Annotated in this window: 16 protein-coding genes; 2 read left to right on the top strand and 14 right to left on the bottom strand. The window is 57.5% G+C overall.

Annotation, left to right across the window (positions count from 1 at the left end; genetic code table 11):
- Nucleotides 1-34: 34 nt before the first annotated feature.
- From CSC73_RS18005 to CSC73_RS17965, 9 genes are all read right to left on the bottom strand, one after another.
- Nucleotides 35-940, bottom strand: coding sequence for a helix-turn-helix domain-containing protein (locus CSC73_RS18005; RefSeq protein ID WP_163843395.1), 906 nt, complete (start codon nucleotides 938-940; stop codon nucleotides 35-37).
- Between the two features lie 170 nt (nucleotides 941-1,110).
- Nucleotides 1,111-1,464, bottom strand: coding sequence for an FKBP-type peptidyl-prolyl cis-trans isomerase (locus tag CSC73_RS18000; RefSeq protein WP_163843393.1), 354 nt, complete (start codon nucleotides 1,462-1,464; stop codon nucleotides 1,111-1,113).
- 161 nt (nucleotides 1,465-1,625) lie between these two features.
- Complete coding sequence (locus CSC73_RS17995; protein WP_163843390.1) at nucleotides 1,626-2,048, bottom strand: hypothetical protein; 423 nt, start codon at nucleotides 2,046-2,048, stop codon at nucleotides 1,626-1,628.
- Nucleotides 2,049-2,199: 151 nt separating this feature from the next.
- Nucleotides 2,200-2,427 carry an XAC0095 family protein gene (locus CSC73_RS17990; protein ID WP_163843387.1) on the bottom strand — a complete coding sequence of 76 codons (228 nt, stop codon included), beginning with the start codon at nucleotides 2,425-2,427 and terminating at the stop codon, nucleotides 2,200-2,202.
- 311 nt (nucleotides 2,428-2,738) lie between these two features.
- Nucleotides 2,739-3,305, bottom strand: a complete 567-nt coding sequence (locus CSC73_RS17985; RefSeq protein ID WP_163843385.1) for a hypothetical protein — start codon at nucleotides 3,303-3,305, stop codon at nucleotides 2,739-2,741.
- 130 nt (nucleotides 3,306-3,435) lie between these two features.
- On the bottom strand, nucleotides 3,436-3,888 hold the full coding sequence (locus CSC73_RS17980; protein ID WP_163843382.1) for a hypothetical protein: 453 nt from the start codon (nucleotides 3,886-3,888) through the stop codon (nucleotides 3,436-3,438).
- Between the two features lie 42 nt (nucleotides 3,889-3,930).
- Nucleotides 3,931-4,344 carry a hypothetical protein gene (locus CSC73_RS17975; protein ID WP_163843379.1) on the bottom strand — a complete coding sequence of 138 codons (414 nt, stop codon included), beginning with the start codon at nucleotides 4,342-4,344 and terminating at the stop codon, nucleotides 3,931-3,933.
- Entirely contained in the window at nucleotides 4,334-5,035 is a 702-nt protein-coding gene (locus CSC73_RS17970) for an RHS repeat-associated core domain-containing protein (RefSeq protein ID WP_163843361.1), read from the bottom strand. Before CSC73_RS17970 ends, CSC73_RS17975 begins: the two co-directional genes overlap by 11 nt.
- Nucleotides 5,035-6,003, bottom strand: coding sequence for a transglutaminase family protein (locus CSC73_RS17965; protein WP_211840932.1), 969 nt, complete (start codon nucleotides 6,001-6,003; stop codon nucleotides 5,035-5,037). The genes CSC73_RS17970 and CSC73_RS17965 overlap by 1 nt, the downstream gene beginning before the upstream one ends.
- Nucleotides 6,004-6,342: 339 nt before the next feature.
- On the opposite strand from CSC73_RS17965, the gene CSC73_RS17960 reads away from it, so the two are divergent.
- Complete coding sequence (locus CSC73_RS17960; protein ID WP_163843374.1) at nucleotides 6,343-7,671, top strand: hypothetical protein; 1,329 nt, start codon at nucleotides 6,343-6,345, stop codon at nucleotides 7,669-7,671.
- Between the two features lie 60 nt (nucleotides 7,672-7,731).
- Nucleotides 7,732-8,574 (top strand): DNA adenine methylase, encoded by an 843-nt coding sequence (locus CSC73_RS17955; RefSeq protein ID WP_163843371.1) that lies wholly within the window; start codon nucleotides 7,732-7,734, stop codon nucleotides 8,572-8,574.
- A 142-nt stretch (nucleotides 8,575-8,716) separates the two neighbouring features.
- Here CSC73_RS17955 and CSC73_RS17950 read toward each other — a convergent pair whose 3' ends face one another.
- The 5 genes from CSC73_RS17950 to CSC73_RS17930 form a co-directional block, all read right to left on the bottom strand.
- Nucleotides 8,717-9,466, bottom strand: coding sequence for a type II toxin-antitoxin system death-on-curing family toxin (locus tag CSC73_RS17950; RefSeq protein ID WP_163843369.1), 750 nt, complete (start codon nucleotides 9,464-9,466; stop codon nucleotides 8,717-8,719).
- 36 nt (nucleotides 9,467-9,502) lie between these two features.
- Nucleotides 9,503-10,378, bottom strand: a complete 876-nt coding sequence (locus tag CSC73_RS17945; protein WP_211840931.1) for a type II toxin-antitoxin system death-on-curing family toxin — start codon at nucleotides 10,376-10,378, stop codon at nucleotides 9,503-9,505.
- A gap of 13 nt (nucleotides 10,379-10,391) precedes the next feature.
- Nucleotides 10,392-11,231 carry a TSCPD domain-containing protein gene (locus CSC73_RS17940; protein ID WP_163843367.1) on the bottom strand — a complete coding sequence of 280 codons (840 nt, stop codon included), beginning with the start codon at nucleotides 11,229-11,231 and terminating at the stop codon, nucleotides 10,392-10,394.
- A 136-nt stretch (nucleotides 11,232-11,367) separates the two neighbouring features.
- Nucleotides 11,368-11,883 (bottom strand): hypothetical protein, encoded by a 516-nt coding sequence (locus tag CSC73_RS17935; protein ID WP_163843365.1) that lies wholly within the window; start codon nucleotides 11,881-11,883, stop codon nucleotides 11,368-11,370.
- Between the two features lie 261 nt (nucleotides 11,884-12,144).
- Complete coding sequence (locus CSC73_RS17930) at nucleotides 12,145-14,301, bottom strand: adenosylcobalamin-dependent ribonucleoside-diphosphate reductase (protein ID WP_163843363.1); 2,157 nt, start codon at nucleotides 14,299-14,301, stop codon at nucleotides 12,145-12,147.
- Between the last annotated feature and the right edge of the window lie 520 nt (nucleotides 14,302-14,821).

The following is a 14,821-nucleotide window of genomic DNA, read 5'->3' as shown; positions in this document are numbered from 1 at the left end:
TTCTACCGGGTTTTTGCAAAAACCGTCGCCGCGCTCACAGGACCTGCTTTCGCCAAGCGCCGGGACTGGCGCCGACGATGCCGGTGAAGACGCGCGTGAAATGGCTTTGGTCGGCAAAACCGCACGTGGCTGCGATGTCGCTGAGCGATCGATCGGCATCCCGCAGCAACGACTTGGCGCGCAGCACGCGTTGCAGCAGCATCCAGCGATGGGGCGGCATGCCCATGCTCCGCTTGAAGGCGCGGGCGAAGTAGTTCGACGAAAGCCCGCACGCCGCAGCCGGCTCGGACAGCGATATGTCTTCGCCCATCCGCTCGATCATCAGTTCGGTGGCGCATCGTACCTGCCAAGGCGCCAGCGCGCCGCGCCTTCCGTACTCAGGCAGGCGCATGCCGCCGAAGGCAATCGCAAAATAGGTGTTCGTTGCCAGCAGAAGATGATCGGCGTACATCTCGCCTATTTCTTGCGGGCGCTCGAGCGCAGGCAGGAGCGCTTGTCCCAGGTGCCAAACCGTCGCATCGAAGGCGCCGCGTTCGCAGGAAAGCGTTGCGATTCTCGGCGCGCCGTGTTCGTCGGTGATTTCATCGAGTGCGGTACGCGAGACGTAGAAGTGCAGAACGTCGAAGGGGCTCTGCAGGTTGGCGGTCGGCTCTTGTTCCAGATCGACGATACTGGTGGTCCTGGCGCCATAGCCCCCGCGGTAGACGGAACGCCCGCCCATGAAGAGTTCGCGTTTGGGCGAGTCCCTCAATTGCAGGAGCACCGAAAATGCGGATTCTGCGGGCAGCGGCGAGGTCATTCCGTGTCCCGGTGCGTCGTGCCGGATGCGCGTCACGGCAAGCTTCGACTTCCGCAGGGCACTGATAACAAGATGCGAACTCGCATCGGCCCGAAAGTATTTCGCCAGGCCGTCGCCGTAGGCGCCCATGGTCGACTGCATGTAATCCTCCCTACGGCCGGAGCGTCGGCGCGCGAATGAGGGGATGAAGTCTTCCGAGCATACAGGATGATCGGGAGGCGGTCTTGCAGCCGTGCCAAGCGCCAGGGCGCACTTCGCTTCCGTGAGCGCTATCGACCGGCCTTACCCGCGTTGCAGGAGAGACGACAGGGTCAGGCTCCCAGCAGTTCGACGTCGAACTTCAACGTGGCATTGGGTGGGATGACGCCACCGGCGCCGCGTGCGCCGTAGCCAAGGTTGGCTGGGATGATCAGCGTGCGCTGGCCTCCTTCCTTCATGCCCCGCACGCCTTCGTCCCAGCCCTTGATGACCATGCCGGCACCGAGCGGGAATATGAAGGGTTCGCCACGATCCTTGCTGGAATCGAACTTGGCGCCCTGTTCGCCGTTCTCGTAAAGCCAACCGGTGTAGTGCACGGTGACATTGCGGCCGGGCGTGGCCTGGGCGCCGGTGCCGACGACGGTGTCTTCGAATTGCAGGCCGGAGGCCATAGTGCTGAGAGCCATGAGAGGTTCCTTGTGGGGCTTGGAGGTTCGTAGCTCGTAGTTTACAAAAACGGGGACTGAGTGCTTTTCTTCGGAAAACGTACTCTGACTCCGTTTTTTAAAGGCGTGCACTTAGGCGCCGCCCTGATGTGGGCTCGGCTTGAATGAATTGTTAGGCGCCGTCACCAGAACTGCCACCAGCGCTTCTTGTTGGGAATAACAGGATCGGCACCCGGAATGAGGATCTCACCTTGATCATCGCTCGCGTGGAAAAACCCGACACCATGCTTCACTGCCAGCTCGCGCATCTTGGAGTGGGCTTGATCTGCCATGGACCACGCGAATGCCGAATAGATGACGTGCCGCCCTATGCAATGGTCTGTTACCTCAGGCCCCTCAGCTTCTGGGTTCGCAAGAGGGCCGTTTATGGGTGGGAAGTGCTGAGCCATCTCAGCAAACCAGCGCTGCAATACTGGCACTGCCACAGCAGGGTCGTCGTAACTGTGGCTCTCAGACCATTCAGTCTGCTGCGCGTACCACTCCATAAAAGCAGCGCGATCCCGTGGTGCAACCGCTGGATCGAACACCATTAGGTCGAAACTCATCGTTGCCTCTCTAGGCGCCTAACTACGATTAGACCCCAAAAGTGGGGTGTAACGCGGATTGTGGGTGTGGTCTGGGAGGCCCGTCAATCGAACTTTGCCTATACGACACAAGGGACTACGGCGATATCGCGAAGGCCTAGCCTGACGCGCGTTACCCTGGTCGGAAGGTCGTGGTGGCCACGATCTGGTCGGCGGCTTCGGCCAGTTGGGTGAAGCAGTGGGCCAGGCCGGCGCGGGGCAGGATGAGGGCGTCGGGGTTGGTGTGTTCGGGTTGGCTGAGTTCGGCCAGCAGGTGCAGGTAGTGGCTGAGGGATTGCAGTTGCTGGTGGGCTTCTTCCGGCAGGAAATAGCCGGGCTCGCATGGCGTTCCTTGGCGCATGACGGTCTCCTTTCTTGTTCGCGATGGAATGCCTTGCGCGTGCGCGCGCAAGGTGTCGGGAGGTTCGAAACCGCAAACAGTCGGCGGGCGTATTTCCCTTGCGGGTCTTGTATTCAGCCGCCCTCCCGACGCGGAACGTTGCGCCGGTTGCACCCAAGACTCGGGCACAAAAAAACCACCAGATTGACGGAGGTGGGTACCGCTGTTTGAGGAGTTTCGACGCTCCTTGGAAGTGAGTTTGCGAAGGCAACCGTGCGGTGTCAACTCACATTAAAACATTGGGTCGATGGGGCCAACCCCAGCTCAGGGCCCTATTGAGACGGACGGTTGGCCGACTGCGCTCTAAGTGCCTGCGCCATTCCTTCAAGACGACCCGACAGAAGCAAACGCCAGGTGTCTCCGCTTGGCCTCAGGCTCGCAACTTCAAGTTGGGTCAGTTTGAGGTCATCCGTTCCGGCGGTTGCGCGGGTGACCAGGTGAACGGTTGTTACTTCGGTAATGGAGCCGATTATCTCCGTCTTGTCGATAGTTACATTGAGCTTTTTCATCTGTGCGTCGGCAATACCCATGAAGCCGCGCATGAACTCGCCCGGGGGCATCGCTTCGACCGATTCCGGGGTCGCAGACTTACCGAAGAACCCATGGATCAGGTCTTCTCTGTTAGGCGAACCGCCTTCCTGAAACAGCGGCATAAGCATGTCCTTGAACCTTTGGAGCTCTTCAGGGTGTATGAAATCCGGGACCGCAGTCATGCCCCGCTGTTTTATGGCCGCGAGATACTGCTCACAGACTTGCTCTGGCGTCTCTGCAGCTATCGCCTGAAAGGAAGTAAAGAGCAAGAATGCGGATATGAGAATAAGCGGGCGGAGCTTATGCATGGCAATAGAGTCCAACTACCAGAATGATGGGATCACAGATTCGGTTATCTGTCTTCGCAGGATTCTACGGCGTTGTCACTCGAAGACGAGGGCACTCCACGCACACCGACAGGATCAGGATGAGCGCCACTTAAGGCGACCCGGGCCACGTCTGGCCGGAGGCCGATCGGAGGGTATCCACGTAGATGCCCAGGCCTTGGTCGCACATCCCGGTGGCGAGCTTGCGGTCCTTCTCCGAGAACCAGCTCAGCACCCCTAGCTCGGTTTCCGTGTTGGGCTGGGCGAATGCCCGCCCCTGCACTTCCACGATGCGGTCGTGCCATTGCTGGCGCAACGGGTCGGTGTAGAACGCATCAGGTAACGCCAGCTTCGTGCACTGGCCGTTATCGGTGAGGATGGCTGCTCCCGCCGGCTCACCTGGGAACAACTGGAGCTTGCCGCCAAGCGTGCAGGTAGCACCGGCCGAGCAGGCATCGAACCCGCCGCGCACGACGCCGTGGGCGCACCCCGCTAAAAGCAATGCAACAGCCGGGGCGGTCAGCAGCGGCCGGATGTGGTCGCGCATGAGATCCTTGAGATGCATGAGGCAAGCGTGGTAGCGAAGCAACAACGCATAACTTAATGGTTACTTTTCTTGGTTCAATATCTTTGGCAATGCATCGCCAGCCAATTGAAGTGTGGTTGTATTGCAAGCCCCAAGCCGAATTACATCAGCCGGCAATTTACTGATGAATGTTGCTTCGATTTCCACATATCGCTTATTGAACTGAGCCGTGTCCATTGAAGTTGGGATTCTGAGGCTCACGCAATTTTTAGCGTAACTACCTTCTTTGTTCGCCGATTTACTTTCCCACAACCCATACATTTCCGATTCGGATCGCATCCATCCAACCACTTTAACTACTTGCCCATCATATTTTTCCTTGTCGGCATTCAGAATGCTGGGCGTTAGCGCTCCAACGGGCGTTGGTGGCAAGGAAGAACATCCGGAAACTGTAGAGAGAGAAAGCAATGCTATAAGTGATCTTTCAAGGTTCATAAAAGCTCTCTTGTCGCTCGTTCGTTTCTCTTTGGAAATGCCTTATTTCACTATTCGTGAATCGGCCGTTGATCATCCGGACCTGATACTGGCCATTCTCCACTTCATGGACAACCATTCGGCCATCGTTAGCGACAGCGATATTGGGAATCCCATGGTCAACAACTGCCTGAGCATCGCCAAGCGTTGCTCTATCATCATTCAAGCTGTTGGTTGGATGGCCGTGAATTACAGCAACGGCATTGCCAGGCTTGGTTCCTTCTGCCTTGTAGGCGGTGTTTGTAGTACTTGTTCTTGTGTCAGAAACTAGCTGTACGCTTTCTGATCCAGTGCTGCTGTCATTGTTTATCGTGCCAAGCTTTTCTCTATCGCCTGACGTAACGATAACAGTCGACTTCCCGTTCTTAGCCGTATCCGTGGAAGCAGGGCTTAACTGTACGTTGACGCCTGAACTTCTATTGCTATCAAAGTTAGACGCCGGAATGCATGTGCTTCTGGTACTTTCTTCTGGGCAACGCCCATCCGGATCGGTGAACCTGTACGGGTTATTGTTACCGTAGTAGTAGCGGTTGAAATTTGTGCCGGTGTTGGGGTTGGCTTGAACCGGATCTACAGAGACAAATCGCGCCAATGCGGACGATGCGACCGCGCATAACGCCAGTGCCAAAATCACTTGAATGATTCCACGCATCACTGCCCCCTCCGCGCACGCTCGCGCTGGATTGATTGTAAGTAGTTTTCTTCCTGTTCGGGCGTTTTTTGCGCCCAGCCGAGCGATTCGGCCTTGGCGAACCACGCCAGGTTTTCTTGGGTCAGGCGACGGTATTCCCCATGGAGTTCCGGAGGCACGTCCGTCGCGTTTGGATATTTGGACGTGATGCGCTGCTGCGTCTGAAGGTAATAGGCATTGGCCTTCCAGATCATGGCCACGGGGTCCTTGGGGTTCGCGGTCAGCGCCAAGTCGGCCACTGCCATAAGTTCGTCGGCATCCCTCCGTGCCCCGTAATGCTCCATCAAGCTGCTGGCGATGACGCCCACGCCCTCGTGCGGCAACAAGGGCCGCAGATACAGTCCGTTGTCCAACGCCGCTTCCGAGATCCCCGTCTCGCGCTGGTAGCTGCTGTCGTACTTGAAACCGCCCGCGGTGGCTTCGACGTTCAACCACATCTGCTGCGCGTCGTCAGCGAACTTGACTAGAGCGTGGTTGGGTGCGGTGGCCAACGCCACTGGCAAGCCCAACCGCTGGCCCAGGATGACGAACAGGATGGGCATGGAAACGCAGTTGCCCTTGCGCGTGGCCAGGTAGGTAGCCAATTGCTTGTTCTTCGGGTTCTTGCCCAGCGGGTCGGACAAGTCGTAGCTAAATGGCTTGCCTTGGTTCCAAGGGCCCGGCTCGTAGAGGGTCTTGAGCAACCCGTCGAGCATTTGGCGCGCCGTGGGATTAGCGGGTACGTTGCCGCGAACGGCTCGCTCCCACATGTCGAGCTCGCGACGCACGGCTACCGTGTCGGTGCTCGGGTCAATGAGGTGGTCCACCATCAGCTTGGCGGCGGCGTAGTCCACCTGCTCATCGAGCAGTTGGAACTGGGCACGAAGCGGGGCGAGGTCGCCGGCCGCCCATGCGACGGAAGCCACAGACGCAAACAGCGCACCCAGCACCCAAGCGGCCCAACGGTGAACTCGAGTCCCCATGCGCTCCTTGCATCCCACTTGTTCATCGGCACCCCAGTGATGCTTGCGAAGATGGGGGTGGATGTCAACTCACACTTATGGTGAGGACGTACACGCTTTAAAAATGCACTCTGACCCCGTTTTTCACGCTGGCCGACTCTTAACCAGCACTTCTGCCCACCGGGCCCAATAGTAAATTTTTCACACTGTTAGGTACTACTTGCCATTGGCACGAACATCGGGCTCAATCGAGTATGCCCGCCTTGGGGAAGGTGTGGTTCGTACAGACGTGAGCCCGGGCTCATGGTCACTTTTTAGGGGAAAAGAATGGCAAAGCCGAAGATTTTTGACATCCCGTTGGCCAAGCTTTACTTGGATAACGATAACCCGCGCCACGACCCAATCGATAACGAGCCGGAAATTATCAGTGCTCTTGTGCGGAAAGAGCGCGTGCTTGTTCTCGCCAAGGACATAGCCAAGTGGGGATTGAGCCCTCTCGATCGTATCGCTGTAACTGCTAAAGACGGAGTTCCAGGTAGCTATGTCGCGTTAGAGGGCAACCGTCGCATCTGCGCACTCAAGCTGCTGCGCGATCCCGACAAGGCTCCTACTGCGGCACTACGACGCCAGTTTGCCGCGGTGGCTGAATCAACGGCACGGCTGCCGGCCAAGATCGAAGTCGTCGTATTCAATGACGATGACAGTTTTCGGCATTGGTTGGAAATCCGGCACGAGGGTGAACTCGGTGGTGCTGGAACGCGTAAGTGGAACGCGGCCCAGAAGGCTCGTTTCAATAAGAACGCGACCAACCCAAACGTGCAGGCACTTAGGTTGGTGGACTATGCTGCGAAGCGGGGCCTGATTTCTGCGGCAGAGCAAGAAAAGATAAAGCTAACCACGATCACTCGATACGTATCGAGCCCGGTGTTGAGAGATGCGATCGGGTTAGCATCTGCCAAAGAATTTGAGATCAATGTGCCTCAGGAACAATTTGACAAAGCCGCTGCGGCATTCCTTAAGGACGCACTACCTCGACCGGACGGCAGTGAATCTCCGGTTAATTCGAGATCGGACGTTCGATCACGAGAGAGATACGCCAACAATCTGAGGCTCCGGGGCGTTGCAGCCACGACAAAACTGCCCGGAACAACCGCACCCAAAGCTACGGCGAAACCAAGTCCCGCTCGAAACAATCGCTCTCCCGATCACCGCCCACACGTAGTTCCCAGTGACTTTAAAGCAGTCATAAAATCGACGGTACTCAAGCGAATCTTCGACGAGCTACGACGGATCGATCCGGAGTTTTCATTTGCGACAGCTTATCTCTTGCGCGCGTTTGTGGAGAAGCTCGCTCATCAATTTGCAACGGATCACTCTCTTTCAACGGGCGGGGAACTCCACAACATAATAGCGCGATGTGAGCAACACCTAGCAAAAGATCCCGCCCAAGTAGCGGCCGCTGGTGGCGAACTAAAGCTTGAGCGCAAGCTAAAGCCCTTGCGCGTGATGGCGCAGGACAAGGACAGTAAGCTGTCCCCAGATACCCTCGGCAGTTGGGTGCATGGCGGTTCCGTTCCGACGGACGTTCAGCTGAAAAAGTTCTGGGAAACGATGGAAGGATGTATTCGGTTGATGCTTGACGGGCTTAAGAAATAACGGTGGCCACCCCCATGATTTTCCGCTACATTTGGCGTAGTCCGTACCGGTTTTTAAAGAATGCCTGTAACTGATTCGCCCCTTCGTTACCCCGGTGGAAAGACGCAGCTCGCACCCTTCGTTGTTGAGGTATTGCGAGCTAACGATCTGTTCTACGGGGCATATGCGGAGCCGTTCGCGGGGGGCTGCGGACTCGCGTTAAAGCTTTTGTTGGACGGGTACGTCTCAGAACTCCACATCAACGACATTGATCGGTCGATCTATTCTTTTTGGGCATGTGTTCTGCGGCGCCCCGATGACCTTTGCGAACTGATAGAACGGACGCCAGTAACAATGGAAGAGTGGCGGAAGCAAAGGGAAATCCAGCTAGCGCCACGCTCTCGTGTGCTTGAGCTTGGTTTTTCGACGCTATTCCTCAATCGAACCAACCGCTCGGGAATCATTAGGGGCGGTGTAATTGGCGGGAAGGCCCAACAGGGAAACTATGCGTTGGACTGCAGGTTCAATCAAGCAGTACTCATTCGAAAGATCCGCCGAATAGCTGCCCACTCCAGTCAGATATCGCTTTCTCGCGACGACGCAGAATACTTCATCAGAGATCGGGTCCGGCGCCTTCCGATGAAGACGCTCGTCAACATAGACCCCCCGTATTATGCCAAGGGGCCTGAGCTCTATACGAGCTTCTATGAGCATGCAGACCACCAGAACCTTGCGCGAGCAGTTCGGTCAATCCGCCAACCATGGATTGTCACTTACGACAACGTGCCGCAGATCCGTGCGATGTATGAGGGTCTCCCGCTCTACACGCAGGAGCTCAACTACTCAGCACAGGATAAGCGTGTTGGCGTCGAGCTGCTGATTGTCGACAAGCGACTGTCCATGCCGATAGATCTGGCCGCCTGAGCAAGCAGTCCCGAAATAACTACGAGTCCGCACAAGACCCCGGAAGGAGGGTTAAAACCCGCCCTACGAAGATTCCATTCTATGGATGGCATGCTTCAACCTGTCTTATGCGCGTTCGGCCGATTCATGGAGCCTCCATCATTTAGAGATCTGCGAGTCTCCGCATTAGATCGCGGTATTTGTTGACAAACTTGTCAACAGTTTGATCTAGGTTATAGAACACCGCTGAATCTATTCCCTGAGCTTCGTCAAGTCGTAGCGCTCGACGAATACGCTTGACCTCCATAACTTGAACTTCGAAACCAGGGCGCGGATAGCCGGTCTTAACCATCCATTGGCCGTGATGAATTTTTACAAAGTTTGAATCTGGTTTATCAAAATCGCATCCGAACGCTTCGAGTTGTTCCTTGAGCTCTCTGAATTGCATTGCACTGTCGCCCAAGACCTTTGGTCTAATTCTCAATCTGAGCCATGAAGCGACCGCAGCAGCCTCTGTATCAGCATTTCTTTTGGCGTTAATTGCGATCGGAATATCATGCGCAGCGACACTTCTCGCCATTTCATAGAGATCATCCTCAGTGGTATTGATCAGATAGACTCTATTTTTTTCCAGGAGAGCAAGCATGGAAAGTAGCGCGGTTCGTTTGTTTCCATTCTCGAATGCGTGAGCTAATGCAACGCCATAGAATAAGTTGGCAGCGACCTGATCAATGGTCTTATATTTATAAATACCACCCGCCGACGTGTACTGCCGGAATACCGCAGAACCCAGTATCCCGTCTTTCAATGGCTCTGTTTGACCAAATGCATCCTGTGTTGCGATATCCAGTTGCGACATTCGTCGCCTAACAGAAAGGACCTCTTGTTCGGTAAGCCGATCAATGGAACTCATACGACAGGTCCGGTTTCAATTTGTGGCCCAAAAAAATTATCTGTCTGCAAGCCTCTGAAGAGGACCCGCATACTCATTAATCAATGCATTCATTGAATCTGCCTTGCCGTAGAAAGTCTCGGAATCAACTCCTTTTTTCCACGTCAAGTTCAAATCTTCTCGAACTGCTTTTACCGTGTCTGGCGGTACTTGTCGTTTCCAGCCAGGGAAATGAATCTGCTTAACTCGCTTTCGTGATTCGACAGTTTTTCCGAATGCAAAGAGAGGCCGCTTTATTTCAACCTTCACGATATCGATGAAACTCTTCTCGGCATCGCACATTTCATAGCCAAAAGACTTGAGAATCCGAGCCAAGTCTTGATGCGTAATGACTTGTTGTCTACGATCAATTTTTCGTGAGTTTCTTGAGAAATAATCCGCCAGAAATCTAACTTCTGGATCTGGACCATCTTTCCTAAGGTCCACGTATCTGCGGAATTCACCGAGGCCGTCGTCTGCCACAGCGACGACAAGATCTTCCAACTGCTTCTGCGCGATAGTTGGTGTTCTGTCTAGACGCTGCAGGTGATACAACATTGAAAGAAGGGCTGTTCTTTTATTCGCATCATGAAATGGATGATCTTTAATCAATCCATACACAAGCGTCGCAACTTTTTCGACGCCTTTCGGCCATTTCTCGTACCCACCGAAAGCAGCAGACTGTCTAAAAACCGCAGACAGCAGCAAATTCTCATCACGCGGCCCAATGCCGCCTATGCCCTTATCGGGCCCAACAAAATAGTCGGCGATTGCATAGTGGGCACGAAGAACTTGTATAGCCGTGAGTGAATCTTTCCCATAAAAGTCCGAGCCTTCCAGACGCGTCCGCCAGCGCTCGTAGTCTTTTTCGAGGGCTGGGTTTACGAACTCCAAGATTGCAGCCTAATCACCCACACTTCGAATACCCACAGTTCAAACAAGTAGCGCACCCATCCATGATGACCAGCGCCTTCGTGTTGCACTTGTGGCAGAGGGTGGCGCTGGGCGGGAAGCTGGTGCCGTCGCCGGTGACGGAGATGTCTTCGTGGGAGGCGGGTTCGTTTTGGGCTGCGTGTGAAGCCTCGACCCCTCCCCGGCCCTCCCCTGCCTTCGCAGGGGAGGGGGAAGAGCTTATGTCAGAGTTTTTTTTTGCGCGGTTCTCGTACTGCGCGCGCTTCTCGGCCAGGATGGCGCGCTGGTGCGCGCTCATTTCCGGGTCGTGGATCATGCCGATGGACTTGAGGTGTTCTTCCACGATGGCGCCCAGCTCCGCGACCAGCGAAGGCATGTACACGCCGCCAGCCTTGAAATAACCGCCGCGCGGGTCGAACACCGCCTTCATCTCGTCCACCAGGAAAGTCACATCGCCGCCCTTGCGGAACACCGCCGACATGATGCGCGTCAGCGCCACGATCCACTGGAAATGCTCCATGGACTTGGAATTGACGAAGATCTCGAACGGGCGGCGCAGCTCGTGCTCGGTGCCCGAATTCAACACGATGTCGTTGATGGTCACGTACATGGCGTGCTCCACCAGCGGCGACTTGATCTTGTAGGTACTGCCGATCAGCACTTCCGGGCGCTCGATGCGCTCGTGCATGTGGATGATGTCGGCCACCGGCAGTTCGGCCTCGGCCTTGGCGCGGGACACCGACTCGGCCTGGATGACGGCAGCGTTTTCGCGCGCACGGTCTTCCGGGGTGAGGACGGTGTAACCCTTGATTTTCTTGTCGATCTTGACGGCCATGGAGCGGGTTCCTGATTGCTTGTTTTGTGTGGCTTGGTAGGTGGTTCGGTTGGGGCGCAGGGAGTTGGGTCAGCGCCAAGGGCGGCCCTCACCCCTGCCCCTCTCCCGCAGGCGGGAGAGGGGTTCTTTCAGCGGGTTACTTTTTCTTTGCGGCTTTCTTTACTGCCTTCTTGGCGGCCTTCCTGGGGGCCGCCTTTTTGGCTACTTTCTTTGCGGCTTTCCTTGGCGCGGCCTTCTTGACGGCTTTCTTCACCGCCTTCTTGGCCGGCGCCTTCTTGGCTACGGACTTCCTGGCGACTTTCTTGGCCGCCTTCTTCGCGGCCTTCTTGGTGGCGGTCTTCTTGCCTACCTTCTTCTTCAGCGCGGCGGCTTCGGCCTTGGCCGAGGCGCTGGCCGAAGCGAGCTTCTTCTTGGCCTTGGCCACGGTCTTCTTCACCGCCTTGCTGGCTTTGTCGGTGCGCTTGGCGACGGCCTTCTTGGCGGCAGTGACGCGCTTGGTGGCGGCCTTGCGCGCTTTCTTCGCCGACTTCTTCACCGAGGCGACTGCGTCGCTGGCGGTCGATGCGATTGAGCTGCCGATGTTGCTTGCGGTTTCTTTCACGCTTTCTGCGGCGCCCGTGAGGGTGGCCACCACACCGTTTCCGTTGCTCATGTAGATGCCCTCCTGGGGCCGTGGGTTTGGTACAGAGCTGATGCTATACCGGTTGGTGTGAGGGTGGGAGTGGTGGGTGGGCTGCCCCTTCCTCCGTTTACGGGGGAAGAGCCTGCCCCGTACTTGATACGGGGTTGGGATGGGGGTAGTGCATCGGTCGATGCGGTTGCTTGCTGTGGAGATTGCGCGAGCGTCTGCCCCCTTCCGCCCTTCGGGCACCTTCCCCCGTGAACGGGGGAAGGGTTCTTCGCTTGGTTGTTACTAGAATTTGCCGTAATAGCCTTCTTTCAGGGCATCGAACAGGTTGGCGGCGGTGTGCATTTCGCCGTCGTATTCGATCTGCTCGTTGCCCTTGACCTCGATCACGCTGCCGTCTTCCAGCTCGAAGCGGTAGGTGGTGTTTTCCAGGTCCGCTTCCTTGACCAGCACGCCCTGGAAGGCGGCCGGGTTGAAGCGGAAGGTGGTGCACCCCTTCAGGCCCTGCTGGTGGGCGTAGCGGTAGATGTCCTTGAACTGCTCGTACGGGTAGTCGGTGGGTACGTTGGCGGTCTTGGAGATGGAGCTGTCCACCCACTTCTGCGCCGCGGCCTGCACGTCCACGTGTTCCTTGGGGTTGATGTCGTCGGCGCTGATGAAATAGTCGGGCAGCTTGCCGGCGGCGTCTTCGGCGAAAGGCATGGCCGCCGGGTTGACCAGATGGCGGTAGGCCAGCAGCTCGTAGGAGAACACGTCGACCTTTTCCTTGGACTTCTTGCCTTCGCGGATCACGTTGCGGCTGTAGTGATGGGCGAACGAAGGCTCGATGCCGTTGGAGGCGTTGTTGGCCAGGCTCAGCGAAATGGTGCCGGTGGGCGCGATGGAGCTGTGGTGAGTGAAGCGGCTGCCGATCTCGGCCAGCTCGTCCACCAGCTCCGGCGCTACCGTGGCGATGCGCTGCATGTAGCGGCTGTACTTGGCGTGCAGCACCTTGCCGGGAATCTGCTGGCCGATGCGCCAGCCGTCCTTCGACATTTCCGGGCGCTGGCGCAGCATGGCGGCGGTGACGTCGAACAGTTCCTCCATGATCGGCGCGGCGCCTTTTTCCTTGGCCAGCGCCAGACCCATTTCCCAACCGGCCACGGCCATGTCGCGGGCGATGGACTCGGTGAACTCGCAGGACTCGGGGCTGCCGTACTTCATCTGCAGCATGGTCAGGGTGGAACCCAGGCCCAGGAAGCCCATGCCGTGGCGGCGCTTGCGCAGGATCTCGGCGCGCTGCTGTTCCAGCGGCAGGCCGTTCACTTCCACCACGTTGTCCAGCATGCGGGTGAACACGCGCACCACTTCCTTGTATTCCTCCCAGTCGAAGGTCGCCTGGTCGGTGAAGGGCTTGCGCACGAAAGTGGTCAGGTTTACCGAACCCAGCAGGCAGGCGCCGTAGGGCGGCAGCGGCTGCTCGCCGCAGGGGTTGGTGGCGCGGATGTTTTCGCACCACCAGTTGTTGTTCATCTCGTTGACGCGGTCGATGAGGATGAAGCCCGGCTCGGCGTAGTCGTACGTCGAGACCATGATCATGTCCCACAGGTGGCGGGCGCGGATGTGGCCGTAGATCTTGCAGGCCACCAGGCCGTCGTCGCGGCTGACGTAGTTCTTGTGGGTGGGCCATTCGCGCCAGATCACTTCGGACTCGTCGTCGACGTTGATCTCGCCCTGTTCCTTGGCGTTGACCGGGAACACCAGCGGCCAGTCGGCGTCCTTGGCCACCGCGTCCATGAAGCCGTCGGTGATCAACAGGGACAGGTTGAACTGGCGCAGGCGCCCGTCTTCGCGCTTGGCGCGGATGAAGTCCTTCACGTCCGGGTGGGACACGTCGAAGGTGCCCATCTGCGCGCCGCGGCGGCCGCCGGCCGAGGACACGGTGAAGCACATCTTGTCGTAGATATCCATGAAGGACATCGGGCCGCTGGTGTACGCGCCGGCGCCGGCGACGAACGCGCCGCGCGGACGCAGGGTGCTGAATTCGTAGCCGATGCCGCAGCCGGCCTTGAGGGTCAGGCCGGCTTCGTGGACCTTGTCCAGGATGCCGTCCATCGAGTCCTCGATGGTGCCGGACACGGTGCAGTTGATGGTGGAGGTGGCGGGTTTGTGTTCCTGCGCGCCGGCGTTGGAGGTGATGCGGCCGGCGGGAATGGCCCCGCGACGCAGCGCCCAGAGGAAGCGCTCGTACCAGTAGGCGCGCTTCTCGGCGGTGGGTTCGGCGTCGGACAGGGCGCGGGCCACGCGCTGGTAGGTGCCGTCGATGTCGGCGTCGATCGCGTCGCCTTGCTTGGTCTTCAGACGGTATTTCTTGTCCCAGATGTCTTGCGAGGCCGGCTGCATCGGGACCAGGGACCCTGCAGCTTCTTCTGTTTTAACCGCCTCGAGGCGCACCGTGCTCATGATTCTGTTGTTCTCCCTGTTCTAAAACGATGGTGTCTGAAACTGTTGTGGAACTCGTTCTTATGCGCCCGTACGGTCGTGCCGGCCGGTGCGTGGTTGCTGCAGGTTCGTTACGGACCGGATTGGCCGGGACGTCGGTTCGCACCGCGGCGCGTCAGACGCAGCGGTGGACTGCAAATTGTGCGTGCGGTCCCGTAAAACCAGCGTCGCCGTCAATGCCATGCGCTTCCCCTCCAGCGCCCTATTTCCAAGCAAAAACCCTACTGCTTGGGTCCGTTTCGCATCTGACCGCTATATCTAGTGGCTAAAGCGAAGGCTGCAAGCTACGCCCGCCCGGCCGACCTGTCAACGGCAAAAAGGCTATTCCGTAATGATTTTTCATGACATCCCTGTTCAGTTTTGGGGAACGCCCGAAAGACCCGCCGGCCGACTTCATTGCCGGTTTAGGGCGCGTTGATCACACTCGTTCATATAGGCGTCTGCCCGCCTCTGGCGGCCGGCCATCCGTCCCCTCCCACCC

Source organism: Pseudoxanthomonas sacheonensis (assembly GCF_010093305.1).
In the GTDB taxonomy this organism is placed as follows: Bacteria; Pseudomonadota; Gammaproteobacteria; order Xanthomonadales; family Xanthomonadaceae; genus Pseudoxanthomonas_A; species Pseudoxanthomonas_A sacheonensis.
The sequence above is the reverse complement of the archived record's forward strand: the minus strand, read 5'-3'. Positions and strand labels throughout refer to the sequence as shown.

Bases quoted from the DNA above. Each gene is read 5' to 3' on its own strand.
- CSC73_RS18005 (WP_163843395.1), bottom strand. From the start codon at position 940: ATGCAGTCGACCATGGGCGCCTACGGCGACGGCCTGGCGAAATACTTT.
- CSC73_RS18000 (WP_163843393.1), bottom strand. From the start codon at position 1,464: ATGGCTCTCAGCACTATGGCCTCCGGCCTGCAATTCGAAGACACCGTC.
- CSC73_RS17995 (WP_163843390.1), bottom strand. From the start codon at position 2,048: ATGAGTTTCGACCTAATGGTGTTCGATCCAGCGGTTGCACCACGGGAT.
- CSC73_RS17990 (WP_163843387.1), bottom strand. From the start codon at position 2,427: ATGCGCCAAGGAACGCCATGCGAGCCCGGCTATTTCCTGCCGGAAGAA.
- CSC73_RS17985 (WP_163843385.1), bottom strand. From the start codon at position 3,305: ATGCATAAGCTCCGCCCGCTTATTCTCATATCCGCATTCTTGCTCTTT.
- CSC73_RS17980 (WP_163843382.1), bottom strand. From the start codon at position 3,888: ATGCATCTCAAGGATCTCATGCGCGACCACATCCGGCCGCTGCTGACC.
- CSC73_RS17975 (WP_163843379.1), bottom strand. From the start codon at position 4,344: ATGAACCTTGAAAGATCACTTATAGCATTGCTTTCTCTCTCTACAGTT.
- CSC73_RS17970 (WP_163843361.1), bottom strand. From the start codon at position 5,035: ATGCGTGGAATCATTCAAGTGATTTTGGCACTGGCGTTATGCGCGGTC.
- CSC73_RS17960 (WP_163843374.1), top strand. From the start codon at position 6,343: ATGGCAAAGCCGAAGATTTTTGACATCCCGTTGGCCAAGCTTTACTTG.
- CSC73_RS17955 (WP_163843371.1), top strand. From the start codon at position 7,732: ATGCCTGTAACTGATTCGCCCCTTCGTTACCCCGGTGGAAAGACGCAG.
- CSC73_RS17950 (WP_163843369.1), bottom strand. From the start codon at position 9,466: ATGAGTTCCATTGATCGGCTTACCGAACAAGAGGTCCTTTCTGTTAGG.
- CSC73_RS17940 (WP_163843367.1), bottom strand. From the start codon at position 11,231: ATGGCCGTCAAGATCGACAAGAAAATCAAGGGTTACACCGTCCTCACC.
- CSC73_RS17935 (WP_163843365.1), bottom strand. From the start codon at position 11,883: ATGAGCAACGGAAACGGTGTGGTGGCCACCCTCACGGGCGCCGCAGAA.
- CSC73_RS17930 (WP_163843363.1), bottom strand. From the start codon at position 14,301: ATGAGCACGGTGCGCCTCGAGGCGGTTAAAACAGAAGAAGCTGCAGGG.